This is a genomic window from Pyrinomonadaceae bacterium (assembly GCA_036277115.1).
In the GTDB taxonomy this organism is placed as follows: domain Bacteria; phylum Acidobacteriota; class Blastocatellia; order Pyrinomonadales; family Pyrinomonadaceae; genus UBA11740.
Genome location: DASUNM010000023.1, coordinates 680,684 through 707,374, shown reverse-complemented (window position 1 = coordinate 707,374; position 26,691 = coordinate 680,684). Strand labels below are relative to the sequence as shown.

Below are 26,691 nucleotides of genomic sequence, written 5' to 3'. Positions count from 1 at the left end.
CCGCGAATCCGACGCACAAGAGGCGAGTTCGAGAGGCATGCCACCGGCTATTAAATTCATCCGCTTTCGCGGATGTGACTTGCGTTAACGCCCCAGCAACTGATCAGCTTCCGCCTTCACCGCATCGAATTCTTTTTTCAGCACCGCGTATCTTTCAATCGCATCACGGCCGATCTTTTGATCGACGTTCGCCGTCATCCCTGCAAGATACGTGATGTGCGCCTGAAGACCCGGCTTGCCGTAACGCACCGGCTCATTCATGAGCTTCGCCGCGAGGGCATTCAGCCGCGCGGTTGATTCGCCATTCCCGGCACTCGCGTTTGAGTTTCGCTGCGCTTCACGCACTCGGGCGACCAGCCGGTTCATGTCGTTCACCATCGCTCGCATGCGCATGTTGTGTTCGTACTGCTCCTGCAAATCAGCCACCGTGACGCCATCGGCGGCCACACGCGGATCGATCAGCACGTTAATATTTTTAGTGAAGGTTTTGTCGCCGACCTTCAGCCGTACTTGATACTGACCAGGCGGAACGACCACACCGTCTTTGTTTCGCAGATCCCAAACGACGCGATTCATTCCCGGTAGTTTGGTGACCCGCGGTGGCGGCGCTCCGCCCCGGCGCGATGAAGGCGCGTCAGCATCGTCCGGGTCGGCGGTCACGCCGCCTGAGCCCGGCATGCCGGGGCCCGGGCGACCTTCCCGGCCCGTGCTTGTCGCCGGTTCAATGGCGTATGAGTTCACGACCGCACCCTTCGCATCCGCAAAATCGATTGTGACTGTGCCCGGAATGTTTGCCGGCAAGTAGTATTCAATGGCCGGTCCGAGGTTCGCCGGCGCGACGCGAGTACGATAGCCGTCGCGCGGCTCGAACAGATGAACGTCACTACTCGCAATCTGCGGTGCCAGCTGATGCAGCGAGCTGATGTTGTCGAGAATCCAGAACGCACGGCCTTGCGTCGAGACAATCAAATCCTGGTTGTGCACTTTGATGTCCGTGATGGGAACATTCGGCAGGTTCAGCTGAAACGGTTGCCAGTGCGCGCCGTTGTCGAACGAAATGAACATACCGAATTCAGTTCCGGCGTACAGCAAGCCTTCGCGATCAGGATCCTCGCGCACGACACGTGTCGGCCAGTCCGCTGGGATGCCGTTCTTCCCATCCGTCAAACGCGTCCAGCTTTTTCCGTAATCGTCGGTGCGATAGATGTAAGGCGCATAGTCCCCAAGCAGATAGCGAAAGACGGCGAAGTAGGCAGAGCCTTTGCGATGCGGCGACGCTTCGATGAACTGCACGCGACCGCCCGTAGGTAGATCAGGCGGCGTGATGTTCGTCCAGGTCTTGCCGTTGTTACGCGTGACGTGAAAAGGGCCATCGTTGGCGCCGGTCCAAATCACGCCCTTCTCGAGCGGCGACTCAGTAATCGCGTACAGCGTGCTGTAAAACTCTTCACCGGTGATGTCGCGTGTAATCGGTTCGCCGCTGATTCCCTGACAACACTCAGGCTTCGCAGTTAAGTCCGGTGAGATCTTCTCCCACGTGACGCCTTTGTCGCGCGTGCGATGAACGTGTTGCGAGCCGTAGTAAAGCACATCCGGATCGTGCGGCGACGTCGCCATGGGCGAAACGCGTTGAAAGCGGAGGATCAGATCGCTCGCGGGATTTCCGTAGAGTGACTGCGCGCCGACCCAGTAACTCTTCTCCTGTCCCACTCTCAGGTTCATCACGCCGTACTGCCCTTTGCAGGAGCCGTACACGATGTTCGGGTCGCGTGGATGCGGCATGATCGGCCCAGTTTCACAGCCGGGGCCGGAGCGCCAATCGTCCGTCGCGTAAGGATTCGCCTGGCTGGAAATGATCAGGGTCGTGTTGTCCTGCTGCGCGCCGTAGAGCTTGTAGGGAAACTGGCTGTCCACCCAGACGCCGTAGATCTCTGCGCTCGGTTGATTCATCTGGCTCGACCAGGTACGGCCGCCATCGTACGAAACGTTGGCGCCGCCGTCGTTCGCCTGAATCATCGTGTTGCCGTCTTTGGGACTGATCCAGATGTCGTGATGGTCGCCATGCGGCGGGCGCATCACCGAAAATGTTTTGCCGCCGTCAGTCGATTTAAAGAAGCTTTCCGCGCCGGCATAAACCACGTCAGCGTTCGTCGGATCAGCGCCCAGCGTTACGTAGTAAAACGGCCGCTGAATCATCTGCGCGCCGACGTTTCGAGGTTGCGGATTCATCGCCGCCCACGTTTGGCCTGCATCATCCGATCGATACAAACCACCACCGGGTTTCGCTTCAACCAGCAGGTAAATTCGATTCGGTTTTGCCGCAGTGACGGCGAGATTGCCCTTGCCGATTAACTCGCTCGGCAATCCCGTCATGATCTTGGTGAAGTGTTCGCCACCGTCAGTCGACTTGTAGAAGCCGCCTTCACGCGCGCCGCTGATGATCGTCCAGGGCTTCCGCTCGAGCCGCGACATCCACGCGTAGACGACGTTCGGATTGCCCGGTTGCAGCTCAACATCCATCGCGCCGAGCTGATCGGAAACGAACAAAACTTTGCGCCAGGTCTTGCCCCCGTCAGTTGTCTTGAACACGCCGCGTTCCGAGTTCGGTTTGAAGATGTCGCCTCCGGCCGATACCCAAACGATGTTTGGATTCGTCGGATGAATGCGCACGGCCCCAATCTGTCCGGCATCGTAGAGCCCGGCAAAACTCCACGTTTGCCCGCCGTCTATCGTTTTGTAAACACCGCGGCCGGTTGAGACATTGCTGCGCACTCCATCAGAACCAGTGCCCAGGTAAATGACATTCGGATCTGAGTCCGCCACTGCGATCGATCCGGTTGAGCCCAACGGGACCTTGCCGTCCGTGATCGGGACCCAGCTCGCGCCGCCGTCAATGGTGCGAAACACTCCGCCGCTCGCCACGCCCATGTAAAAGGTCTTCGGCTGCGAAGGTACCCCCGTCACTGTCGTGACGCGGCCGCCACGCGCAGGACCGACCAGCCGATAACGCAATCCCTGAAAGAACGACGGATCGACGGATGCCATCAACGGCTGCCGGCTGGCGCCGGTCTGTGCCTGGATCGTTGAAACGAGCAGAAGAGTGACGAATGTCAGAAGGGGCTTTTGAAACATGATTGGAGTCTCCGCGAAAGGCGGCAAGAGAATATCACCGCGTCGGTCAGTAGTCAGTAGTTACTGGTCAGTGGTCAGTGGTCAGTTGTACGACTCAATTGGCGATTCGTGTTTTGGCACTAACTAATCTACTGACCCTGACCACGGACAACTGACCACGGACCACTGACCACGGACAACCGACTAGCGTCGAACTTTACTCTTGCTGGCGAGGCTCGTAATATGCCGCCGCACGCCAGGGTTTAGTCCAACTTCAAACCAGTCTTCCGATGGAGGTTGCCATGCATCGAACCAGAAATGTCGCGCTCGTCGTGTTCTGCGCCGCGGCCCTTTTCCTCTCGTTCACTCTGCCGCCCGCCTGGGCCCAGAAAAAGCCGAACGCGAAAACAAAGTCTGTCGAAAAGAATGGTAACAGTGACGCTCTCTTCTCCAGCGCCAACGCGCCGAATCCCGATCCGGTGTTCGCCGAGAAAGTTAAGGAGTACACGACCGAGCCGTACTTCTCGACTGAGTTAGTCGATCACCTGCCGCTGTCAGACACCGTTCCGTCGCCGCAGAAAGTGCTGGGTTACGTCGTGGGGACGCCAAACAAACTGACTTACACAAAGGACCTCCATCGCTACTATCGCGAACTGGACAGCGCGAGTCCCCGCGTGCGCACGTTCACCGCGGCGGAAAAATCGGAAGAAGGCAAAGAGCAGCTTCTGATCGCCGTCGGCGACGAAGCATCGATCGCGAAACTTGATCGTTATAAAGAGATCACTGCCAAGCTCGCCGACCCGCGCAGAATTAACGATGCGGAAGCGCAGCGGCTGATCGGCGAAGGAAAAGTTTTCTACTGGGCTTCCGGTTCAATCCACTCTCCCGAAACCGGCTCGCCAGAGATGCTTATGGAACTCGCTTATCGGCTGGCGGTGGAAGAGAGCCCTTTCATCCAGGCGATCCGGAAAAATGTAATTGTGCTGATCACGCCGGCGCTGGAGGTTGATGGCCGCGATCGCATGGTCGATCTGTACAACTATCGCAAAGCGAACCCCGGCAAAAATTCCCCGGGACTGATCTTTTGGGGCAAGTATGTCGCGCACGATAACAACCGCGATGGATTGGGAATGGCGCTGGCGCTCTCGCGCAATCAGATGAAGACTTTCCTCGAATACCATCCGGCGATTCTGCACGACTTGCATGAGTCTGTGCCGTTTCTTTACACGTCGACGGGCACCGGACCTTACAACGCCTGGCTTGATCCGATCACGGTGAATGAGTGGCAATTGCTCGCGTATCACGAGATCGAAGAGATGACGAAGCGGGGTGTTCCCGGTGTGTGGACGCACGGCTTCTATGATGGTTGGGCGCCGAATTACATGTTCTATGTCGCGAATGGTCACAACGCGATCGGCCGGTTCTACGAGACATTTGGCAACGGCGGCGCGGACACGATGGATCGCACGGTCGGCGCACAGTCACAGCGCGATTGGTTTCGGCCGAATCCGCCGCAGCCGCGCGTGAAGTGGTCGCTGCGGAACAACGTCAACATGCAGCAGTCGGCGATTCTGCTGGCGATGAATTTCGTCGCGAATAACAAGGAGAGATTTCTTCAGAACTTCTATTTGAAGAGCAAGCGTTCGGTCGCAAAAGCGACGAATGAAGGCCCGGCTGCTTACGTGGTTCCTTCCGACCAATCTCGGTTGGGAGAAGCCGCGGACATGGTTAATCTGCTTCGGCTAATGGGTGTCGAAGTTCACAAAGCCGACAAAGAGATCAGCATCAAGGACCAGAAGTACCCGGCCGGGTCGTACGTCGTGCGCATGGATCAGCCTTACTCGCGCATGGCCGACATGCTGCTCGACACGCAGTACTACAACGTGAACGATCCGCGACCCTATGACGACACCGGCTGGACAATGGGTCCGTTGCGCAACGTTAAGACGGTGCGCGTTACCGACAAGGCAGTTCTGCAATCCCCGATGACGATGCTCACGGCAGATGCGCGCGTGGTCGGGAAAATCACGGGTACTGCTTCGACGGCCGGTTACATAATCAATCACAACACCGAGAACAATCTGGCGACGCTGCGCTTCAAGTTGAAAGACGTGAAGATGAGCACGGCTGAAGACTCGTTCAAAATCGGCAACCAGCAGTTCAATGCCGGCTCGTTCGTCATCAGGACTGAAGGCAATCCCACGGACGTGCGGCAACGCCTGGATGCTGCGGTGAAAGAGTTGGGACTAACGGCGCTCGCCGTCGACAAGCTGCCGGACGTGAAGACACACGAACTGGCCGTTCCCCGCATCGCAATCCTGCACACGTGGACGAACACCCAGAACGACGGTTGGTATCGGATCGAGTTTGATCGTTATCAAATTCCGTTTTCCTACATTTCGGATCAAGTAGTGCGCAACACACCGAACCTGCGTGAGAAATTCGACGTGATCATTTTTCCGCCGCTGGGCGGTTCAGCGCAGGCGATCGTAAACGGCATTCCCATGCGCGGCGACGCCATTCCGTGGAAAGGATCAGAGCTAACCCCCAACATGGGCCTGTCACCTGATCAATCGGACGACATTCGCGGCGGCATGGGCTTGCCCGGCGTGGCGAACCTGCAAAAGTTTGTGCGCGAAGGCGGTCTCTTCATCACCGTCGCGAACACGACCCGACTTCCGATCGAGTATGGATTGACGACCGGCGTGTCGATTCAGGAAACCCGGCAGTTGCAGGCGCGCGGATCGATCTTCAATGCGCGCTTTACCGATCGTAAGAGTCCGATCGCGTACGGCTATGACGAGACCCTGCCCATCTATTTTAATCAGGCGCCGGTGTTTCAAGTTGCCGGCGGCGGTGGTGGCGGTGGAGCTGGCGGCGGTGGTGGCGGTGGCGGCGGTGAAGGTGGTACCGGAAGCCGGGTAACGGGACGCGGTACGTTGACCGATCCGGACATAGTCCAGGCCATGCCGCAGGCTTCGCCGGCGCAAAGACCGGCCGGACCTCCGGGCGAGCCGACGGCGGAACAGCGTCAGCAGCTCGGCGCGTTTTACGTGCCGCCGGCAGAACGGCCGCGCGTGATCCTGCGCTTTGCGTCCGACGAAAAGAACCTTTTGATTAGCGGAATGCTCGCGGGTGGATCCGAGCTGGCCAATGCGCCGGCCGTGATCGACGTGCCGGTCGGCAAGGGCCACATCGTCATGTTCGCCACGAATCCGATGTGGCGTCATCAGAATCATGGGAGCTTCTTTTTGATCTGGAATGCCGCGCTTAACTTCGATTCGCTGAACACGGAGCGACCGGCGCCGGCAGCGCCGAGGCGGCCCGGTGGCGCCGAGGCGGACGATCAGTGACTTCGCACGAACCGCACCGAAAGTTTAGAAGGCGGGCTACTGCGCACCTCGTTCGAAGCCAAACCGGCGGACAGTAGCCCGCCTCTAAACGAACTGCTACGCGGTTGGTTGAGCGGTGTACCCCAGCTAATTAGGCGACCCCGCCTTCTGCATTATCTTTATTTGTTTATCAATGGCGTGGGACAGCTCGGCTTCTTTCTCAAAACTCAAGCCACTTGAGCGAAAGCGAATTACGCCTTCGTGGTCGATTACGATGTAGGTGGGAAAGCTGTTGACCCTGAAGGCGCGTTGCACGGCACGCTCCCGGTCGAGGAACTGCGGCCAAATCATCTCCTGCTTAACGATAAAGTTACTCCACTTGTCTTCGTCACCATCTGAGCTGATTCCCAGCAGGACGAACTTTTCAGTCTTCGTAAACCGCTTGTTCAGATTGCGTAGCGCCGGCAGTGAAGCCACACATGGCGGGCACCAGGTCCCCCAGAAATCCAGCAGCACAACTTTGCCCTTAAGATCGTCGAGCGAAATGAATTCGCCTGCCGAAGTTGTAACTGAGAAGTCCGGTGCGAACGGTTCGCGCGCACGGCGCGGGTTCTCGATAATCTTCCGCGCATCAGCTGAGAAGAATTGATCGGGGGCCAGTTCAAGGTACTTCTTTAACGAGGCTATTCCCTCCGGGTCGCGGTTTTGCTGAAGCAGCACGACACCCAGGTTGTAGTGCGGCTCGGCGTAATCCGCCTTCGCGGTCACGGCCAGGCGCAAGGCTGCTTCTGCTTCTTGCAGCTTCTTCTGATTTTTTCCGGCGTCTGATTGTTTCTGAATCGCAATGGCTTTCAGGTTGTGGGCCTGCGCCTGCAACGCCACGTCGTTGGCGCCGAACTCCACCACCTTGTCGGCACTTTGCGCAACATTCTTATAGGCCTCGAGACCCATGAAGGCATTCGCCATCATCCAGTAAGCTTCGGCTGAGGCCTTACCCTTTAGATCGTTGGCCCGTTTGAAAGCCTTGAGCGCGTCTTCATACTTCCGCTGCCGCATGAACAGGTTGCCGGCTTGTATCTCTTCTTCGTAAGTTGCGCCGTTGGGTTGTTGAGCGCGGGCGGTCCGGCCCTTCAAAAGAGCTGGCGCGAGGGTCACAACGGCGAGCACTAAAAGCGCGAGCAAAAAGCCGATTCTGGGCATTCCAGCGTGAGTGGCAGGGTGAAGATTCGTTCGGTGCAAAAGCATGGGATACTCCTTTTGCGGCGCATAATAGCATTATCGGCTCAGGGCTAACGAGCCGGGCCGGGCCGCGTCAAAAAAGCCTTGGCAGCGGATGACATCCTTCGATTATAATTGGCGCGCTAACCCTACTACTTTCATTCTGAAACCGAGAGGATTAGGACCCGACAGGAGGTAGGTATGTCTGACTTCAAATGCCGCATCCTTTACGTTGACGATCATGATGATAGTGCTGAGATGCTGAAGCTTGTGCTGGCGGACGTGGACTATGAAGTTGAATCCGCGCGCACCCTCAAGCAGGCGCTGGAACTGGCTTCGCAGATTGAGTTCGACCTGTACGTGGTGGACAAGCGTCTGCCGGACGGCTCGGGCTTGGAATTGATCAAGCAGCTGGAAACACTAACGCCCGGTATCCCCAGCATCGTTTACACGGGTGATGTTTACGAAGTGCATCGGGAACAGGCCATGGCCGCCGGGGCGCACGCCTTCGTGTGTAAACCCGACATCGAAACGCTAATCAAAACTGTGCACGATTTCCTTTCCCAGCGTGAGTGCGCCACGGCCACGGCCACGGCCGCGTGACCGGGGACGTGAGATTTCAGATTGAGATCTGAGACCCCAGATTTTGAGATCAAAGATCGGCTGCTACGGCCCAGATGAAGAAAATGAGATTTGAGTTCTACAGCGATGCGATCGCCGCCGAGCCGAAGCTCTCGGTTGACGGTACCGTCGATAACGCGATTCACTTTTCACACTGGAAAGGGAACGAAACACCGGCCTCAGTGAAGGCCGATACTTCCACTGAGATCGTCCTGAACGTCGTCGGCGCGGCGAACCGCGATCAACTGACGCAGGGGATCGACCTCGTCACGAACAATCACTTTGATACGGACGGCGTGTTGTCCGTCTGGTCGATGCTGAATGGCGAACGCGCGCCCGAGTTGCGCGAGAAATTAATTGCCGCGGCGGAGGCCGGCGATTTTTGCGAATTGAGCACGACGGACGGCGTGCGCGCCAGCATCGTCATTCAGGGATCGGATTCGCCGACCGATAAGTCGGGGTCGCCATTGGCGCGGCAGCTGGCGGGCGAAGAGATCACTGACGAGGCGCGCGCTTATGAACTGGTTCTGCCACACGTGGAGCGTGTGATTACCCACACGAATGCCTTCGAAGAATTGTGGCGCGAATCGTGGACGCGAATCGAAGCCGCGCTCGACAGTTTTGCGAAAGGCGAATCACGCGTTGAAGAAGACCCGAATACACGGTTGTCCGTGGTGACGCTCGCGCCTGAGGTTTTTGGGGCTATCGGCTTTGACCCGTATCACCATGCGGCCCCGTTCACAGCGATTTCGCACGAGGCGCGTGGCGATCTCTTCCTGATCGCGACGCCGCTAGGTGAAGGCTGGGCTTACCGCATCGACTATCCGTACTACTCCTGGGCCGAAACCGTCGTGCGTCCCCGGATCGCGCGTCGAGATTTCAGTGCGCTCGTTCGCCAGTTCAATGAGCTTGACCAGAGCACCGCCGGTCGCTGGCAAATCGACGACACCGAACTCGCATCGGCTATCAAGTTTCGCGACGACAGTGGAAAGCTTGCCGCGTCGAAGTTAGCTCCTGACACCGTGGCCGGCCATCTCCGTGGCGCCATCGCTGAACATCCTGCCGCTGAAGCCCAACATGCCTGATTGGGATCAGCGTTATCGCAATGGCGAGCACGCTACCAAAGAACCTTCGCCGCTTATCCGCACAGCTGTTAAAAGTCTGAAGCCTGGCCGCGCCCTGGACATTGCATGCGGCGTTGGCCGTCACGCGATCTTTCTCGCCGAGCGCGGCTGGCAGGTGACGGCGGTCGATTCTTCGCGCGTCGGCATCGAGATTCTGCAACAACGTGCGCGCGAAGCGGGCGTGGCTGTCGAAGCGCGCGTCGGGGATCTCGAAGCAGGCGAGTGCCACATCGAACCCGGTACCTACGATCTGATTTGCGTCTTCTATTATCTTCAGCGGAATCTGTTTTCCCCGATGCGCGCTGGGGTGAAGCCGGGCGGCACGGTCGTCGGCGCAATTCATCTCAATGATGGGAAAGAGGACGCGAAGCCTGCGAATCCCGCGTTCCTGCTTGAACCGGGCGAACTAAAACGATTGTTTGCAGATTGGGAAATCACGTACTATCGCGAAGGCGAATCAGACGAAGGCGGTCATCATCACGATACGGCGTATCTGATTGCGCGCAAGCCTCCGGAATTGAGTTAGTACAACAGCAGGAGGTAATAACTTTGGAACTCGACGATTATGTAAAGGAATTGGCTGAGCAGGTTGGCACGGCCATCAACGAATCCGTTCAGGACTCGGCCACCGTGGCCGCCGCCATCGAGCGTTTACGCGAAGCCGGGTTCGACATGGAGCTGACGTTGAAGCTTGAAATCGGCTTGCGCCCACAGACGGATGACGAACGCGAACCGCAGGGTGACGGATCTCTGGAGTTGACGGAGGAAGACGTGCGGATTCTGCGCTCGATGAAGATCAAGATTGATCCGGAGGAATGATTCTCCGTTGGATTTGGTTCTTCGCTCCGTAGGCGCGAGATGTTTATAGAATTCGAGTACCCAGAAACAGTTGCCCGCGAGAACGACATTGTCGTTCTCGCGGGCTCAGTCATCTTGGGTCAGCGTGGTTTCTATAGACATTAAGCGCCTACGGCGCTTCCTTTGCTCGGCACGACAGCCCGCTCGGATTTGCCCGTTTTCCGGCGTTTTGTGAACATTGTAGGCCTGTGCTAACCTCTCCCTTCTTTAAAACCCTTCCAGTTTCGATCTGTAAGGCTTCAGCTTTAATTCGAAGGAGTTGACTGAATAAATATGGCTACGTCTAACGGCGCTGCGGCGAATGGTCACGTCGGAAAAGTTGTGCAAATCATCGGCCCGGTGGTCGACGTTGAGTTTGGAGAAAGCTACCTGCCGCCGATTTATCAGGCGCTGCGGATCACGTCCGACGGCTTCGATGTCCCGGATCCGATCAACGTCATTGCGGAAGTGCAGCAGCACCTGGGCGAAGGCCGCGTGCGCGCCGTCTCGATGCTGCCGACCGACGGCATGGTCCGCGGCATGAATGCCACCGACACCGGTGGCCCGATTACCGTTCCGGTGGGCGAAGGCACTCTTGGCCGCGTCATGAACGTGATTGGCGAGCCGGTGGACAATCTCGGCGACATTCCGCATCAACAGCGCTATCCAATTCATCGTCACGCACCCGCGTTCGACGAGCAATCTACGGAACTCCAGATGTTCGAAACCGGAATCAAGGTCATCGACCTGATTCAGCCGTTTCTTCGCGGCGGCAAGATCGGTTTGTTCGGCGGCGCGGGCGTGGGCAAGACCGTCATCGTGATGGAGCTGATCAACAACATCGCGAAAGCGCGCTCAGGCTTTTCCGTGTTCGCGGGGGTCGGCGAGCGCACGCGCGAAGGAAACGACCTGCTGCGCGAAATGGTCGAGTCGAAGGTTATCGATTTTGGCGAGGCCTTCTATCAGAATCTGGAAGAGACCGGCGCCTTCGACATGACGAAGGCCGATCTCAAGGCCATTGAAAATTCGAAAGTAAGTCTCATCTACGGCCAGATGACCGAACCGCCGGGCGCGCGTCTGCGCGTGGCGTTGTCGGGATTGACCGTCGCCGAGTATTTCCGCGACCAGGGGATGGACGTTCTGCTCTTCATCGACAACATCTTCAGGTTTACGCAGGCAGGTTCCGAAGTATCGGCGTTGTTAGGCCGCATGCCTTCGGCGGTGGGATATCAGCCCAACCTCGCGACCGAAATGGGCGAGATGCAGGAACGAATTACTTCGACAAAGACCGGTTCGATCACTTCGATTCAGGCCGTCTACGTGCCGGCCGACGATTACACCGATCCGGCGCCGGCGACTACGTTCGCGCACCTCGATGCGGTCACCGCTCTGTCGCGCCAGATCGTCGAACTGGGAATTTATCCGGCCGTTGATCCGCTCTCTTCGTCGTCACGCATTCTCGACCCGCGCATTGTCGGCGAGGACCACTACAACACGACCATGGCGGTTAAGCAGATTCTGCAGCGTTACAAAGATCTGCAGGACATCATCGCGATTCTTGGTCTCGACGAATTGTCGGACGAAGACAAGCTGGTTGTTTCACGCGCGCGCAAGATTCAGAAATTCTTCTCGCAGCCGTTCCACGTCGCGTCGCAATTTACCGGCCGCGAAGGCAAGTATGTGAAGCTGGAAGACACGATCAAAGGCTTCAAAGAAATCATCGACGGCAAGCACGACGAGCTTCCGGAGCAGGCTTTCTACATGGTCGGCACCATCGAGGAAGTGATCGAAGCCGCGAAGAAGATGGAGTAAGTAGTGGCACAGACTTTAGTCTGTGTTTTTGCGTCGCGATGTTGTCAGCCCCGTTGAATCGAGGCTTAGTTGAAATCACAGGCTGAAGCCTGTGCCACATTATGGCTGATCAACTGAAATTAGAAGTCGTCACTCCTGAACGCCGGGTTCTTTCTGAATCCGTAAGCTCGGTGACCGTCCCCGGTCGCAGCGGCGAGATGCAGATTCTGCCGGGCCACGCCGCGCTGATCTCTGAACTTAAAACCGGCGTGCTCGCCTACAACCAGGACGGAGCCACGCAGCAATTGCACGTGTCCGGAGGATTCGTCGAAGTCAGCGATGATCGCGTTTCCGTACTCGCCGAAATCGCTGAACGGCCCGAAGAAATCGACGCCGCTCGCGCCCGCCTCGCACGCGACCACAGTGAAAAGCAATTGAGTGCGTGGAGCGGGACTGAGGAAGATTTCGAAAAGGCCCGGGTTAAGCTGGAGCGATCGATGGTGAGACTTCAGTTGGCTTCAGGATCGCGGTAATTACGAGAGTGCGGCTATGCCGCAGCAAATTGCGGAAAGCCGACGGCTTTCCGAGGAAGACGTAAGAGAATTCCGGAGGCTCGGCCTCCGGATTTTTTGTGCGCTAGCCGGTAAGCGGAAGGCTCACCGTAATGAGCGGTGGCAAAGCCATCACGCTGACGCAATCGCATCGCGTATCTCGCGTACCGCCTGATCCAATCCAACAAATACCGCACGGGACACGATGTGATGGCCGATATTGAATTCGGCAATTTCACTTATCCGCGCGACGGCGCCCACGTTTCTTGTCGTCAATCCGTGACCGGCGGCGACATGCAGGCCGTACTGAGCCGCGAGTGCGGCCCCTTCACGCAGACGTCGTAATTCGTGATTTGCGCGCGCGGCCCCCTCGCCATGTATTCCCACCGCGCCGAGGGTAGCTTCTGCATAAGCGGCCGTGCATAACTCGACTTGCTGGGCGTTCACCTCGCGGGCGGCTTCTATCTGTTCGGGATCGGGATCGATGAAGAGGCTCGCCAGGATGCCGCATTCGCGCAGCTTACTTACCGCCGCGCGCACGATGGCGATATTCGTCCGCACATTCAATCCGCCTTCGGTGGTAATTTCGCGCGGATTTTCGGGCACCAAAGAGACTGCGTCAGGCTTCACGTCAATCACGATCTTCAACATCTCTTCCGTGGCCGCCATCTCGACATTCAAGTAAGTCGTGACGGCTTGTCGCAACACGAACAGATCAGCATCCTGAATGTGACGCCGGTCGCCGCGAATGTGCACCGTGATTCCGTCGGCGCCCGCTTGTTCGCAAGCCATTGCGGCGGCCACCACACTTGGTTCAATCGTGCGGCGCGCTTGTCGCACCGTGGCGACGTGGTCGATGTTGACGTTGAGTCTGGCGGTCATTCGAAGAATGGAAAAGGTAAAAGTAAAAAGGCAAAAGATCAATCAGGCGGTCACAACGACCGTCATGTCTCGGTCTTTCGCGGCTCGTGCGGCTTTGATCCCCTCGTCGTAATCACCTTGCGCGGCGGCGCGCCGAATCCGCAATACTTCATCGACCATTCGGAAGCTGTCGCGAATTACCGAAACCTTGCTGGCCGCATCGTTATTCCAACGCACAGGGATCTCGCTTAACCGCAGCCCGGCAAGGTGCGCCACGTAAATTAGTTCGACGTCAAAGCCGAATCGTTCAATTTGGACGCTTTCGACCAGAGGCCGGCAGACGCTCATGCGAAAAGCTTTGAAGCCACACTGCGTGTCCCAAAACGGCAAGCCGGTGGCCGCGCGCACGATCAAATTGAAGAGCCGCCCACCCTGTTCGCGCCGCCAGGGTTGATGAACTCCAATCAGTGAACGATCCAGGGCCCGCGAGCCAAAGGTCACATCGAAGTCGCCGTTTCGAATCGGATCGATCAGCTTCGGAGTCTCGGAAATTGGCGTCGAAAGATCTGCGTCGGTAAACAGCACCACGTCAGCGGCGGCTGCTAACAAGCCCACCCGCACTGCATAGCCCTTGCCCCGATTCTTTTCGTAACGAATTACGCGGGTGCTCACTCCCTGCGATTGAGCCAGCGCCCTTTCCGCGACGCCAACCGTGTCATCGGTTGAACCATCATCCACCACAATCAATTCCGAGGATGCAAAATGTTGGTTCAGATATTCGACAATCTTTGAAAGCGAGAGGCCCAGGCGCGCCGCTTCATTGTAAGCAGGGACAACAATTGTCAATTGCGGCGGCATAGAATTACGCATTGTCCGTGAAGACGGTCGGGCACACAAGCAGGTTTCGCCTGTCATTCACACCGGGCTTCAGCCCGGTGATCCACAGCCGCTGAGGTAAAGGAACCGTTTCAACGGTATCTCCCGGTGCAAACGCAACTGGATGATGACCAAGCTCTCGGCTCCGTGAGAAGTGAAAACCGTTAAAACGGTTTCACGGATTCTCCTGCCAAAGATCACCGGGGCTAAAGCCCGGTGTGAATGAGAACTTGGAACTCTCTGACTTTTGAGGCAAAGCCCGCTCGGGGTGTGCCTCCGCGCTGTGCTATATTTTTCACCTTAGGTTTAGTCATGACTCGCAGTTTTGCCATCGCCGCTTCGCTGATTCTGGTTACCGCAACCCTGGCGGGCGGCCTCTATTCGCGCTCGACTCGCCGGCGCCAGGCGTTGAACCTCGGCACTTCCTCGGCGTCTTCAGCCGCCGACAAGTACGAAGCCGAGAAAATTGAAGGCGACTACAGCGAGGCGATCGAAACGGTCGAACAGAACTACGCGGGCGACATCGATTACGAAAAAGCGACCCAGGCGGCGATCCAGGGAATGCTGTTCACGCTGGATCCGCATTCGCTTTATTTTCCATCCGCTGAATTCAAGAAGCTGAAAGAGGACCAAGCGTCGAGCTTCTACGGCATAGGCGTGCAGATCCTGCGGCGCGACAACGGCGTCTATGTGCAGTCGGTAGTCGAGAACACTCCCGCCTCGCGCGCCGGATTGCGTTACGGGGATCGCATCGTCGATGTTGACGGCAAAGACGCGCGCGATTGGTCAAGCGATGAAGTTTCGCGAAACGTGCGCGGCGAACGTGGCAAGGAAGTCAAGATCACAGTCGAGCGTGCCGGCCAGCAATCCGGCTCGAACTTCCGCATCGTGCGCGACGCGGTGCCGCTTCCTTCGATTCGCAACGCTTTCATGATCGCGCCCGCCACCGGCTATATCGCCCTGGTCGGCGGCTTTCAGCACACGACTCAGGAAGAACTGCGCCAGGCAATCGCCGATTTGAAGAAGGATGGGATGCGGCAACTCGTACTGGATCTGCGGAACAATCCGGGCGGGCTGCTCGATCAGGCGATCGATGTCTCGAGCGAGTTCCTGCCGCGCGACAAGGTTGTGGTCTCAGTTAAAGGCCGCAGTGAATACACGAAGCCGGCCGTTTACAAATCCACCGGCAGCGACCCGGAAGACTTGCCGCTGGTCGTGATGATCAATCGCAACAGCGCGTCGGCCTCCGAGATTGTCGCCGGCGCCGTTCAGGATCATGGCCGCGGCCTGGTGGTGGGTGAAACCAGTTTCGGCAAGGGCCTGGTGCAGCACGTATTTCAATTGCCCTTCACCACCGGATTAACGCTGACGACGGCGCGCTACTACACGCCGTACGGCCGCTCGTTACAGCGCGACTATTCGAGTGGCTCGTTGTACGACTACTACGTGCGGCATGACGAAAGCGGCGAACCGCAAGTCATTCAACCCGGCCAGCCTTCGCCGGTGGAATCATCCGAGCCGCGCAGCTCGAATGCGCCGGCTTTTCGCACGGCGGCGGGCAGAGTGTTTTACGGCGGTGGCGGTATCACCCCGGACATCGAAGCACGGCCGCTGACTGCGACGCCCGTGCGCGCGCGGATCATCGAAGCGGCCTTCTACTTCACCAGAGAACTGGCCGCCGGCCTGGTTCCCGGCGCTGAGTCGTATCGCATCGACAAGGTTGCTTACGATCGAAGTCCGAAGATGGCTGACTTTCCCATCACCGATCGCATTGTCGAAGCATTCAAGAGTTTCGTGCGGAAGGACACGTCGCGACGCTTGAGTGACGCGCAGATCGATGCGGATGTGGATTTTGTGAGGCTGCGCCTGCGCGACGAGGTAATCACGGCAGCGTTCGGCGCGGACGAAGGTCAGAGGGTTTTGCTCGAAAGTGATCCGCAGGCTTTGCGCGCCATCAGCGTGCTGCCGGAAGCGAAGCGACTTGCCGAGAGTGTGCGCAACGGCACGCCGGTCAGCTTCAATCTCAGGTTTGCCAATCGTCCTACCATGCCATTTCTGCGCGAGTTCTTCGCGGAAGAAATTCTTACCTGATAGTTCCGGTACGCACGCCCGCGGCGTGCAGGCGAGACCATCGAGCACGCCAGAGGCGTGCGTACCCAAAAACTGCATTTGACTTTCCGTTCATCACCGCATAGAAGTCCTGCGTTCCAACACTTCTTTTCAGGAGTCCGCCATGAATCGCAGAAGTTTTGTGCGTCGCAGCCTCGCCGGTGCGGCCGGCGCTGCCGCCGCGACGGTTTCTGTCCGTGCCCGATCGGAATCACGCGAAGTCGCGCCCCACGCGAATCCAGCCGCTTTCGAATTAGATGAGTTGACGGTTGCCGATCTGCAAGCCGGCATGTCTTCCGGCAAGTACAGCGCACGGTCGCTTACCGAAAAATATCTCGACCGCATCAACGACATCGACAAGCGGGGACCCGCATTGAAATCGGTGATCGAAGTGAATCCTGACGCCGAATCGATCGCCGCTGAGATGGATCGCGAGCGCAAGGCTGGTCGCCTGCGCGGCCCGCTCCACGGAATTCCGGTTCTAATCAAAGACAACATCGATACGCATGATCGGATGATGACGACGGCGGGGTCGCTCGCCTTGACCGGATCGATTCCGTCACAGGATTCAACGGTTGCCAGGAAGCTGCGCGAAGCCGGCGCGGTGATCATTGGGAAAACGAACCTGAGTGAGTGGGCAAATTTCCGTTCAAGTCATTCATCGAGCGGCTGGAGCGCCCGCGGCGGACAAACAAAGAATCCTTACGTGCTGGATCGAAATCCGTGCGGTTCGAGTTCCGGCACCGGCGCAGCCATCGCCGCGAATCTCGCGGCCGTTGGCGTCGGCACTGAGACTGACGGATCGGTTGTTTGTCCTTCGAATGCGTGTTCGCTTGTAGGAATTAAGCCGACGCTGGGACTGATCAGTCGCGCGGGAATCATTCCCATTGCGCATAGTCAGGACACCGCGGGGCCGATGTGCCGGACTGTCATGGATGCGGCGCTCTTGCTGGCCGGGATAGCGGGCTTTGATTCGCGCGACCCCGTGACGAAGTCCGGCGCGGGACAAAGCCGCGAACGATATTACACGACGTCTTTAGATCCGAATGGCTTGCGCGGTGCGCGCATCGGTGTGCAGCGGAAATCGCACGGCTTCAACGACGCGGTCGATAAGCTAATGCACGACAGCATCGACGTGCTGAAGCGACTGGGCGCGATCGTGATCGATCCGGCCGACATTCCGACGCAAGGCAAGTTCGACGACTCAGAATTTGAAGTGCTGCTCTACGAATTCAAAGCCGACCTAAACAAGTATCTCTCTTCGCTTGGCCCAAGCGCGCCGGTGAAAAGCTTGAAAGACGTAATCGACTTTAACGAGAAGAATCGGGATCGCGAGCTGCGCTACTTCGGCCAGGACATCATGATCAAGGCGCAGGCAAAAGGGCCTTTGACCGAGCGAAAGTACCGGATGGCGCTCGCCAAGAACCACCGGCTTACGCGGACGCTCGGAATTGACGCGGTGATGAACAAGCACCGTCTGGACGCGATCATTGCGCCGACTGGCGGCCCACCCTGGCCGACGGACTTGGTTAACGGGGATCACTTCACGGGCGGATATTCGAGTGCGTCCGCGGTGGCCGGCTATCCGCATATCACAGTGCCTGCTGGTTACGTGTTTGGATTGCCGGTGGGCATTTCATTTTTCGGCCGCGCGTGGAGCGAAGCTACGTTAATTAAGTTCGCCTACGCGTACGAACAAGCGACGAAGGCGCGGCGTGCGCCGAAGTTCCTGGAGACAGCAAATTTGGATTGAGGGAGCGCCCCCATCTTGCGGGCGGTACGCAGGCATCTTGCCTGCGAATGGTGAACAAAGGAATGCGGGCATGGATGCCCGCGAACCGCACGCAAGATGCGTGCGCTCCGATTCACGGCGTCCAGCGCCGCACCGCCGACTCGTCTGCAACGCTATCCAATAATTCGGCGGCGCTCGTTTTCAACCTCGGATGAATGACGTGCGGCGCGATCTCAACCAGCGGCTCCAGTACGAAGCGGCGTTCATGCAAGCACGGATGCGGCAGCCGCAGGAACTCCGAGTCTTTCAGGACCTCACCGTAAAGCAACAGATCGAGATCGATCGTACGCGGGCCGTCTTTCAGTTCGCGAGTCCGACCCAGCGCGAATTCAATGCGCAGCAAACGCGCCATTACTTGCTCAGGCGTTGGCAGAGTATTTCCTACCTCAACCACCATGTTGAGAAAGGGTGGCTGTTGAACCTCGCTGACAGCCTCAGTTTCATAGATCGAAGACACGCGGGTGACGCACAAGGACGCTTCCATCATTCCGCGCACCGCCAGCAACAGGTTGCCGGCGCGATCGCCGAGATTCGACCCCAATCCGACGTAAGCTTTTGCGTGATTGCGGTGCGAGAACATGAGGTCAGTACCACCTGCGGTAGCGGGTGGGTCCAAGCGCTCAAAAGAGACCCGCCCGCTACCGCAGGCGGTACTGACTCCAGCACGATGGTCGCCTCACCCGGCCCCCAGTCGCGCTATGCTACACTGGCATCGTTACCCCGTGAAGCACTGACTCTGATTCCAGCGATGCTGTTGCAGCATCCGGGCGGGCACCGCGGCCCCGTCATTACAAAATGGCTCGCAGAAGATTTCGCAGCAACCAGCGGCACGAGCCGGTCACCGAGCGCTCTTTTCAGGAATATCTTTATTCCAGCGGCGCGCCGCAGACTTCGCGCACCGAACTGATGCGCATGGTGCGCGGCGGCGAAGACACCTACCTCGAACTCAAAGTAAAACTCTCGAACTCTGAACGAATCGCGCAGGGGATCGTCGCCCTCGCGAATACCGGCGGCGGCGTGATCGTCTTCGGCGTCAACGATCAACTGCGCGTCGAGGGCGTCGACCATCCGGAAGAAGTTCAGGACGAGTTGGTGCGCATCTGTTATGAAGAGATCGCGCCGCCACTGATTCCGTTCATCGATCGGCTGGCGTTCGACAACGGCCGGCGCATCGTCGCGCTGGAAGTGCAAGGGAAGCAGCGGCCGTATCGCACGCGCGACGGAAAGTTTTTTGTGCGCATTGGCGCCGACAAGCGCGAAGCGACTGATGACGAGCTGTCGGCGCTGCTTAATGATACAAAGCCCTATAGTTACGAAAGCCTGGCGGCAATTGGCGCGAAAATTGAGGACATCGACGAAGCTCATCTTTGGAGCTTCATGCGCGGGTTTTCCGGTGGCGCCTTCGATGAAACAACAGTCAAAGGCTACCCGACGGCAGAAATACTCGAGCGGTACTTGTTGTTGGCGATGAATAGTGCGCGCGGACTCGTGCCGACGTTCGCCGGACTCCTTTTGTTCGGGAGCGATGAAAGCGTCGCGCGTTTGCTGCCACAGTCTTCGGTCACGGCGACGCGTTTCAGCGGGGACAGCGCTCAGGCGCCGATCGTTGAGCGAGTCGAGCTGAAGGGCAACCTCGCCACGATTTATGAATCGATGTTGAAGTTCGTCAGCCGGTATGCCGACCTTTGGGACGCGCGGCCTAACCTGCCGAAAACGACCGCCGAAGATCATTCCGGCTTGCCCGCGCGCGCGAACTACCAGCGCGCATCGATTTCCGAAGCGCTGGCAAATGCGTTGGTTCATCGCGACCTGGCTTTGCGCGACATTTCCACGCGCATTCACATATTCGATCGTGCGATTGAGATCGTTAACTCGCGTCGCAGCGCCGGGTTCGTCCCGGCTGGTTTGCGCGCGTCAAAGTTTGGCGTGGCGCAAAGGTTAAATCCGCAAATCGCTTCGATCTTTTCCAATTCGGCGTACGGCTTGACGCCGGCGCACGGCGGCTTGCCAATGTTGTTGAAGGAATCGCGAATGTTCTCAGGGCGTCTGCCCGACCTCGCCGCGTTCAATGATGAGTTCCGCGTGCGGATTCATGGGATCTGATCGATTCGGGCCCGGTGAGGTCAGTACCATCCGCGTTAGCAGATTGGTAGATCCAAGATGGAAAGGGCGACCCACCCATTACCGCGGGCGGTGCTGACTTCATAGCCATGGAGAACTTTGGGAATGCGTAAACGGTCTCTAACCCTAAGCGTCCTTCTCTTCGTCGCTTTTTCGATCCAATCTGATGCGATCATTGGTTCCGCCGCATCGCAATCCAAAACCATCCCCACGCCGCACGACGTCCTCGGGTTCACGCCGGGCGACGATCGGAAACTCGCTAGTTGGGCGAAGATCGTCGAGTACTTTCAAAAACTCGACGCGGCCAGCGAACGGGTGAAGTTTGAAGAGATCGGCAAGTCAACGATGGGCGTGCCGTTTGTTTACGCGACGATCAGCGCGCCTGAGAATCTAGGCAGGCTCGATGAATTCAAAGAGATTCAGCGGCAACTTGCCGATCCTCGTCTGCTCGGCTCACAAACGAATCCTGCGCTTGCCGATCGTAAAGCACGCTTGCTAATTGCTCGCGGCAAGACCATCGTTCTGATTACCTGCGGCATTCACTCAACCGAAGTCGGCTCGACACTTTCCAGCACATTGATCGCGCACCGGCTCGCATCTTCGAACGAACCCGAGATTCAGGAGATGCTTCGCAATACGATCGTTGTGCTCGTGCCTTCATTGAATCCCGACGGTGTCGACATCGTGAAGAACTGGTACGACAAGACCCTTGGCACTCCTTACGAAGGCACCGAACCGCCCGAGCTTTATCACAAGTATGTTGGCCACGATAACAATCGCGACTGGTACGCGTTCACCCAGGTCGAGACGCAGCTGACCGTCGACAAGCTGCACAACGCTTGGCATCCGCAGATTGTCCACGACATTCATCAGCAGGGCGCGTTCGGCTCGCGCCTGTTTCTGCCGCCATACATGCAGCCGGTCGAACCCAACGTGCCGAAGAGAATCGTCGAGGGCTATACCGAGCTTGGCAACTGGATGGCCGCCGAGATGCGCAAGGCCGGCTTTCGGGGCATCACCACCAATTCGACTTATGACGCATGGACGCCCGCGCGCGCGTATTCGCATTACCACGGCGGCGTGAGGATTTTGTCTGAGACTGCATCGGCGCGAATTGCCTCACCTCGAACGGTGACGTTTGATGAGTTGCGGTCGCGAGAGTCGACCGAAGGTTCAAATTCAGCAGGCTATGACCCCAAAACAGAGTCGGCCAACTTTGGCCCGGTCTGGCGCGGCGGCGAATGGAAGCTCGGCGACATCACCAACTACATGACCACCGGCGCGTTCACCTTGCTCAAGCACGCTGCGCAAAATCGCGAGCGATGGTTGCAGCGGTTTTATGAGATTGGGAAAGAGGCGGTGCGGCCAAGGAAGGAAGGGGAACTGATTGGATTCAAGATTAGCGCGGGAAGGCTAGCAGATGTCCTGGTCCGTGGTGGCGTCGAGGTTCAGCCGATTCCGGTCAAAAGCGTGATCATAAGCGGAAATAGACGCGTCCCGGCTGAAGTACCGGGAGGCGAGGTCTTCGTCCCCATGGCGCAACCCTATGGAGCTCACGCCAAGGCGTTGCTGGAAAACCAGGTTTACCCAAACTTGCGGAGCGAGTCGGGCAGCCCCATTCCTCCCTACGATGTGACTGCGCACACACTGCCGTTGCTGTTTGGATTACCAGCAGAACCGGTCTATGAACCAATTCGCACCACAGGAACTGTCAAGGCTGATCTTGTTGGAGGCAGCGAAGTTCAGAAAACTTCTCCAAACCGCCCTAGATCGGATTCGCGCACCGGTCTTTACAAATCTTACGTGCCGTCGATGGACGAAGGGTGGACGCGATGGGTTTTTGAAGATTGGGAGGTTCCGTACGGAACGCTTCTGGATAACGAAATTAGAAAGGATGGCTTGCGACGTAAATACGACACTATAATCATCCCCGATCAACCTCAGGCTGCCATCCTCAACGGCCATCGCAAGGGCGCGATGCCGGAAGAGTACACCGGCGGTCTCGGCGAAAAGGGTGTGAAAGCTCTGCGCGAGTTTGTCGAACAGGGTGGAACGCTTATCTGTCTCAATCGCGCGTCGAACTTTGCGATCGAGCAATTCAAGCTCCCGGTGCGTGATGTGGTTGCCGGACTGCCGCGTACGGATTTTTACGTCCCCGGATCGATCCTGCGGATTGAACTCAACCCGAACCATCCGATGGCGAAAGAAATGCCGAAGGAATCGATCGCCTGGGTCGAGAACTCGCCGGTGTTTGAGATTACGGAGAACTTTTTCTCAGTCCCGTGGGGAAAGGTAGTCGCATGGTATCCGCACGATCGCGACCCTTTGATTTCCGGCTGGCTGCTTGGCGGTCATCGGCTCAAGGGGAAAGCGGCGTTGGTCGAAGTGGGTTTAGGCAAAGGGCGCATCATCCTCTTTGGCTTCCGGCCGCAGTATCGAGGCCAATCGCTGGCGACCTACCCGCTGCTATTTAACGCGATCGCGCAACGATAAATTTGGAGTGCGCCGGCAGAGCGAAGCGGCGACGGCGCTTTGGATTTTGCTGAAAACCAGAATTTGGAATCGCGTTCGAGGGATCCAAAGCGGTGTCGCGCTGCGCTTGCCACCGCACTCCAAATTACTTCACACAATCGCCAGCGATCGCTTTACACACCCGCGTTCAAAGTAACGTTGAGCGCGCAACACATCTCGATCGATTTGCGATTTTAACTCGTCAACTGATCCAAACTTCTTTTCCTCGCGCAGCCGGTGCAGAAATCTCACACGCAAGACGTCCCCGTACAAATCGCCTGACCAATTCATCACGAAGGTTTCTACCGACGGTTCAGTCGCATCGCCGAAGGTCGGACGCACACCGATGTTGGTGACGCTGCGACGCCATTGGCCTTCGATTAAGGTCGCGGTGACGTAGACGCCGGTCCGCGGAATCACCCGATTGTGTGGCCGCAGGTTTGCGGTCGGGAAGCCCAGGCCCGCTCCGCGCGCGGCGCCGCGCACAACCGGACCTTCAACACCGTAGGGCCGGCCCAACAGTCTCCGCGACAAATTCACGCGCCCCTGTTGCAGCAGTTCGCGAATGCGTGTGGACCCGATGCGTGTTCCGCGCAATCTCACTTCAGGCACTTCATCGGCAAAAAAACCGAGACGCTGGCTGGCGCTGCGCAGCAGATCAATGTTGCCTTCACGATTATGGCCAAAGAAGAACCCGCGGCCGAGATAAACCTCTTTCGCCTGTAAACGCTCGCGCACAACATTGCGCAGGAAATCTTCAGCCCTGATTTGCGCGAACGCCTGATCGAAATGAATGACGATGGCTTGCTCGATACCCAACACGCCCAGCGCTTCAATCTTTTGATCCAGAGTTTGCAGCAGCGGCGGCGCGGACGCGGGATGCAGAACCGCGCGCGGATGCGGCTCAAACGTGATGACCGTTGGCACCGCGCGCACCGCCCGCGCGCGTTCGACCACCGTTTTCATGATCAGCTGATGGCCAAGATGCAGCCCATCAAACACACCGAGCGTCAAAACCGTCGGGCGCGAGATGTCGGCGTTTTCGGTTCCGTGAAAAAGTCTCATTAGTCAGTCGTCAGTTGTCAGCTGTCAGTTGTCAGTTTGGGTAGCGTGCTACTGACAACGGACCACTGACAACTGACTAGTCGGTTACCACCAGCCCGTCATAAGCCCACTCAACATTGTCCGGCAGTAACTTGGAATCACGAGCGTGTTTGATGTCATGTGTGATGTGAGTGAAGAAAGTGCGTCCTGGTTTCAGCTCCTCAACGTATTCCAGCGCCCGCTCCAACCAAAGGTGTGTTTGATGCGGGCGAATGCGCAGACAATCCAAAGCTAATACCTCTAATCCTCGCAACCCTTCGAGTGTGTCCGGCGGAATCTCGCTCAAATCAGTCGCATAAGCAAAGTCATTAAGCCGATAGGCAATCACCGGCAGCCTGCCGTGGATCACTTCGAGTGGGGTGATTTGTAAATCAGCTCCGAAGCAGAACGGCGCCCCGTTCACGACCGTGTGCGGAACAATCTGCGGCAACCCGCCGCCGAAATGTGTGGGTTCAAACACGTACTGAAAAATTCGCCGAATGTCTTTCCAGGCCCGCTCGTTTGCATACAGCCCCAACGCGCCATGACGAAAGTTCAACGGCCGAATATCATCGAGCCCAAAAATGTGATCGGCATGACAATGCGTGACCAGCACCGCATCGAGATGCTTGATGCCCGCGCGTAGGGCCTGCTGCCGAAAGTCAGAGGAAGTGTCGATGATGACTGTTTGTCCGGCATGTTCGATCAAGACCGAAACGCGCAGACGCTTATCGCGCGGATCGTCGGACGTGCACGTTTCGCAGTTACAGGCAATGGAAGGAACGCCAGTGGAGGTGCCGGTTCCGAGGAAGGTTAGTTTCATGTCAGTCGCGGTCAGTAGTCAGTCGTCAGTTGTTCGCTCTTGTACTTTGTGCTTGGAGCTTTGAACTTTGACGTCTCTCCAAGGAAGCTCGGGTTAAAATTCATGAGCTGCTGCGAAACCACATCAAGGAAAAAGCACTAAGCACTAAGCACTAAGTACAAGGAACAACTGACGACGGACCACTGACAACTGACTATCGTCCGCCCGTGATATCGCTGGCGCTGAACTTCGCAGGCGGCGGCGTAGGCGCCCCGGAAAATGAAACGTATTGCATCCGCAGGTCCGCGAGCAGGCCTTCCAGCATTTGGTCTTCCTGAGGATCCAGGTTGCCGGTGGTTTTCTTCTCGAGCATACCGAGCACGTCGATCCAATGCTTTGCGGTTTTCAAATCGACGCCCGTTTCCCCCGTCACCGGATGCGGCATCATTCCCAGTGACGCGGCGGCGTTCGAGGCCAAAGACATGATCAGGCTGATGAAACTCGCCGGATCGTCGAGCGGATCGCGACCGGCCGGCCCCTCTTGTTCATGCGCGGCGTGCGATTCAGAAGCTACCCGCGGCGTCTTTGACTCAGGCGGCGGCGGCGTCGGAGCGGCCGGCTCCGGTGCCGGTGAAGCTTGTGGTGGTGGTTCGGCCGCGGCTTTCGCTTGGGCCACTTCCTGCGCCTCTTTCTCTTCCGCGGAAAGCTCGCGCGGCGTGCCGTCGGGATTGAAAGGCCGGCGGTCGACTACTTTGAATGTGGGTTGTTCTTCTGCCATGACTTTCTAAACAGGGATGCGCTTACGGTAGCTGCAAACCGCCGCGCATACGATCATTTTTGGGATTAAGACGCGCTGATGTTAGCACTCGCTTTTGAATGATCGCAAAGCTCGGCATCTCATTCACACCTCGCTTCAGCGAGGTGACCTTAAGATCGAGCACTAACACAGAAACCGTTTCAACGGTTTCCAGCATAAGCCGTAAAAAACGACTGCGGATATCCCGGGCATTTTGCCACCACCTCGCTGAATCGGGTGTGAATGAAATTGCGAACTTGAAACTTCAAACTCGAAACCTGAAACTAGCTCGCATGCCGAAAACCTTCGCCGATCTCGTCCAGTTGATGGATCGACTCCGCTCTCCGGACGGCTGTCCGTGGGATCGCGAGCAGACTTACGCGACTCTGGCGCCGATGCTGCTGGAAGAAGCTTACGAAGCCTTCGACGCTTTGGAAGAAGCGCGACAGGGGCGGCCTGATCCGCTACGCGAAGAGCTTGGCGATCTGCTTTTCCAGATCACCTTTTTTGCGCGGGTCGCGAAAGAGCGGGGCGAGTTCACCATCGATGACGTGATCGAAGAAGTTCACACGAAGATGGTGCGGCGGCATCCCCATGTCTTCGGCGAAGTCGAGGCCGGAGATTCAGCCGAAGTCCTGCGCAACTGGGAAGCGATCAAGGCCGAAGAGAAACGCGCTGCCGGCAAAGCGTCAGGCGAAGCCGATGGTTCAATTCTGGACGGCGTGTCTACGAAAGCGCCGGCGCTAATGGAAGCGCATCAGATCTCCACAAAGGTCGCACGGGTCGGCTTTGACTGGACCAGCGTTGACGAGATTTTTGAAAAGCTTCAGGAAGAAGTTGAAGAGCTGCGCGTCGCAATTGAAGCGCACAAAAAATCAGCCGATGAAGCCGATCACATTCACATCCGAGAAGAAATCGGCGACATGCTCTTCGTGGTTACCAACATCGCACGCCACCTGAGCGTTGAGCCCGAAGCGGCATTGAAGCTTGCCAATCGTAAGTTCCGGCAGCGCTTTGCGCATATCGAGAAACGACTGCGCGAGCAGAACCGGAAGTTCGAAGATGTTTCGCTTCGGGATTTGGAAGAACTCTGGCAGGAAGCAAAGCGAGGCAGTAGCCCGACCGTAAGGGAGGGCGTTTCCTAAACGATTCACG

21 protein-coding genes are annotated in these 26,691 nt (G+C 57.6%); 12 read left to right on the top strand and 9 right to left on the bottom strand.

Going from position 1 to position 26,691, the window contains the following annotated elements; translation table 11 throughout:
• Positions 1 to 84: 84 nt before the first annotated feature.
• Positions 85 to 3,132: a hypothetical protein gene (locus VFX97_09970; GenBank protein ID HEX5703512.1), complete on the bottom strand. Its 3,048-nt coding sequence runs from the start codon at positions 3,130 to 3,132 to the stop codon at positions 85 to 87.
• A 281-nt stretch (positions 3,133 to 3,413) separates the two neighbouring features.
• On the opposite strand from VFX97_09970, the gene VFX97_09965 reads away from it, so the two are divergent.
• Positions 3,414 to 6,464, top strand: a complete 3,051-nt coding sequence (locus VFX97_09965; protein ID HEX5703511.1) for a M14 family zinc carboxypeptidase — start codon at positions 3,414 to 3,416, stop codon at positions 6,462 to 6,464.
• A gap of 126 nt (positions 6,465 to 6,590) precedes the next feature.
• On the opposite strand, the gene VFX97_09960 is transcribed toward VFX97_09965, so the two are convergent.
• On the bottom strand, positions 6,591 to 7,643 hold the full coding sequence (locus VFX97_09960; protein ID HEX5703510.1) for a redoxin domain-containing protein: 1,053 nt from the start codon (positions 7,641 to 7,643) through the stop codon (positions 6,591 to 6,593).
• 219 nt (positions 7,644 to 7,862) lie between these two features.
• Here VFX97_09960 and VFX97_09955 point away from each other — a divergent pair, with 219 nt between their 5' ends.
• From VFX97_09955 to VFX97_09930, 6 genes are all read left to right on the top strand, one after another.
• Positions 7,863 to 8,264 (top strand): response regulator, encoded by a 402-nt coding sequence (locus VFX97_09955; protein HEX5703509.1) that lies wholly within the window; start codon positions 7,863 to 7,865, stop codon positions 8,262 to 8,264.
• A gap of 83 nt (positions 8,265 to 8,347) precedes the next feature.
• A complete protein-coding gene (locus tag VFX97_09950) occupies positions 8,348 to 9,367 on the top strand; it encodes a DUF6687 family protein (protein ID HEX5703508.1) in 1,020 nt (339 codons plus the stop codon).
• Entirely contained in the window at positions 9,360 to 9,932 is a 573-nt protein-coding gene (locus VFX97_09945) for a methyltransferase domain-containing protein (GenBank protein ID HEX5703507.1), read from the top strand. The genes VFX97_09950 and VFX97_09945 overlap by 8 nt, the downstream gene beginning before the upstream one ends.
• A gap of 23 nt (positions 9,933 to 9,955) precedes the next feature.
• Complete coding sequence (locus VFX97_09940) at positions 9,956 to 10,225, top strand: hypothetical protein (protein ID HEX5703506.1); 270 nt, start codon at positions 9,956 to 9,958, stop codon at positions 10,223 to 10,225.
• Positions 10,226 to 10,537: 312 nt separating this feature from the next.
• The gene (gene atpD, locus VFX97_09935) at positions 10,538 to 12,055 is read left to right on the top strand and encodes a F0F1 ATP synthase subunit beta (protein HEX5703505.1); all 1,518 of its coding nucleotides are present in this window, start codon (positions 10,538 to 10,540) and stop codon (positions 12,053 to 12,055) included.
• A 101-nt stretch (positions 12,056 to 12,156) separates the two neighbouring features.
• On the top strand, positions 12,157 to 12,567 hold the full coding sequence (locus tag VFX97_09930) for a F0F1 ATP synthase subunit epsilon (GenBank protein HEX5703504.1): 411 nt from the start codon (positions 12,157 to 12,159) through the stop codon (positions 12,565 to 12,567).
• 150 nt (positions 12,568 to 12,717) lie between these two features.
• On the opposite strand, the gene VFX97_09925 is transcribed toward VFX97_09930, so the two are convergent.
• Both VFX97_09925 and VFX97_09920 read right to left on the bottom strand, forming a co-directional pair.
• On the bottom strand, positions 12,718 to 13,467 hold the full coding sequence (locus VFX97_09925) for a pyridoxine 5'-phosphate synthase (protein HEX5703503.1): 750 nt from the start codon (positions 13,465 to 13,467) through the stop codon (positions 12,718 to 12,720).
• 42 nt (positions 13,468 to 13,509) lie between these two features.
• Positions 13,510 to 14,316, bottom strand: a complete 807-nt coding sequence (locus tag VFX97_09920) for a dolichyl-phosphate beta-glucosyltransferase (GenBank protein HEX5703502.1) — start codon at positions 14,314 to 14,316, stop codon at positions 13,510 to 13,512.
• 318 nt (positions 14,317 to 14,634) lie between these two features.
• Here VFX97_09920 and VFX97_09915 point away from each other — a divergent pair, with 318 nt between their 5' ends.
• Both VFX97_09915 and VFX97_09910 read left to right on the top strand, forming a co-directional pair.
• On the top strand, positions 14,635 to 16,413 hold the full coding sequence (locus VFX97_09915; protein HEX5703501.1) for a S41 family peptidase: 1,779 nt from the start codon (positions 14,635 to 14,637) through the stop codon (positions 16,411 to 16,413).
• Between the two features lie 142 nt (positions 16,414 to 16,555).
• On the top strand, positions 16,556 to 18,184 hold the full coding sequence (locus VFX97_09910; protein HEX5703500.1) for an amidase: 1,629 nt from the start codon (positions 16,556 to 16,558) through the stop codon (positions 18,182 to 18,184).
• A 112-nt stretch (positions 18,185 to 18,296) separates the two neighbouring features.
• Here VFX97_09910 and folK read toward each other — a convergent pair whose 3' ends face one another.
• Positions 18,297 to 18,803 (bottom strand): 2-amino-4-hydroxy-6-hydroxymethyldihydropteridine diphosphokinase, encoded by a 507-nt coding sequence (folK, locus tag VFX97_09905; GenBank protein HEX5703499.1) that lies wholly within the window; start codon positions 18,801 to 18,803, stop codon positions 18,297 to 18,299.
• Positions 18,804 to 19,018: 215 nt separating this feature from the next.
• Between folK and VFX97_09900 the strand changes: the two genes are divergently transcribed.
• Positions 19,019 to 20,326: an RNA-binding domain-containing protein gene (locus tag VFX97_09900; protein HEX5703498.1), complete on the top strand. Its 1,308-nt coding sequence runs from the start codon at positions 19,019 to 19,021 to the stop codon at positions 20,324 to 20,326.
• Positions 20,327 to 20,449: 123 nt separating this feature from the next.
• A complete protein-coding gene (locus tag VFX97_09895) occupies positions 20,450 to 22,837 on the top strand; it encodes a M14 family zinc carboxypeptidase (GenBank protein HEX5703497.1) in 2,388 nt (795 codons plus the stop codon).
• Positions 22,838 to 22,966: 129 nt separating this feature from the next.
• Here the strand turns inward: VFX97_09895 and VFX97_09890 are convergent, their stop codons facing one another.
• The 4 genes from VFX97_09890 to VFX97_09875 form a co-directional block, all read right to left on the bottom strand.
• Complete coding sequence (locus tag VFX97_09890; GenBank protein ID HEX5703496.1) at positions 22,967 to 23,920, bottom strand: bifunctional riboflavin kinase/FAD synthetase; 954 nt, start codon at positions 23,918 to 23,920, stop codon at positions 22,967 to 22,969.
• Between the two features lie 76 nt (positions 23,921 to 23,996).
• Positions 23,997 to 24,761: an MBL fold metallo-hydrolase gene (locus VFX97_09885; protein HEX5703495.1), complete on the bottom strand. Its 765-nt coding sequence runs from the start codon at positions 24,759 to 24,761 to the stop codon at positions 23,997 to 23,999.
• Between the two features lie 193 nt (positions 24,762 to 24,954).
• Positions 24,955 to 25,518 carry a DUF1844 domain-containing protein gene (locus VFX97_09880; protein HEX5703494.1) on the bottom strand — a complete coding sequence of 188 codons (564 nt, stop codon included), beginning with the start codon at positions 25,516 to 25,518 and terminating at the stop codon, positions 24,955 to 24,957.
• A gap of 22 nt (positions 25,519 to 25,540) precedes the next feature.
• Positions 25,541 to 25,714, bottom strand: coding sequence for a hypothetical protein (locus tag VFX97_09875; GenBank protein HEX5703493.1), 174 nt, complete (start codon positions 25,712 to 25,714; stop codon positions 25,541 to 25,543).
• A gap of 115 nt (positions 25,715 to 25,829) precedes the next feature.
• Between VFX97_09875 and mazG the strand changes: the two genes are divergently transcribed.
• Positions 25,830 to 26,681: a nucleoside triphosphate pyrophosphohydrolase gene (gene mazG, locus VFX97_09870; GenBank protein HEX5703492.1), complete on the top strand. Its 852-nt coding sequence runs from the start codon at positions 25,830 to 25,832 to the stop codon at positions 26,679 to 26,681.
• Positions 26,682 to 26,691: the final 10 nt, after the last annotated feature.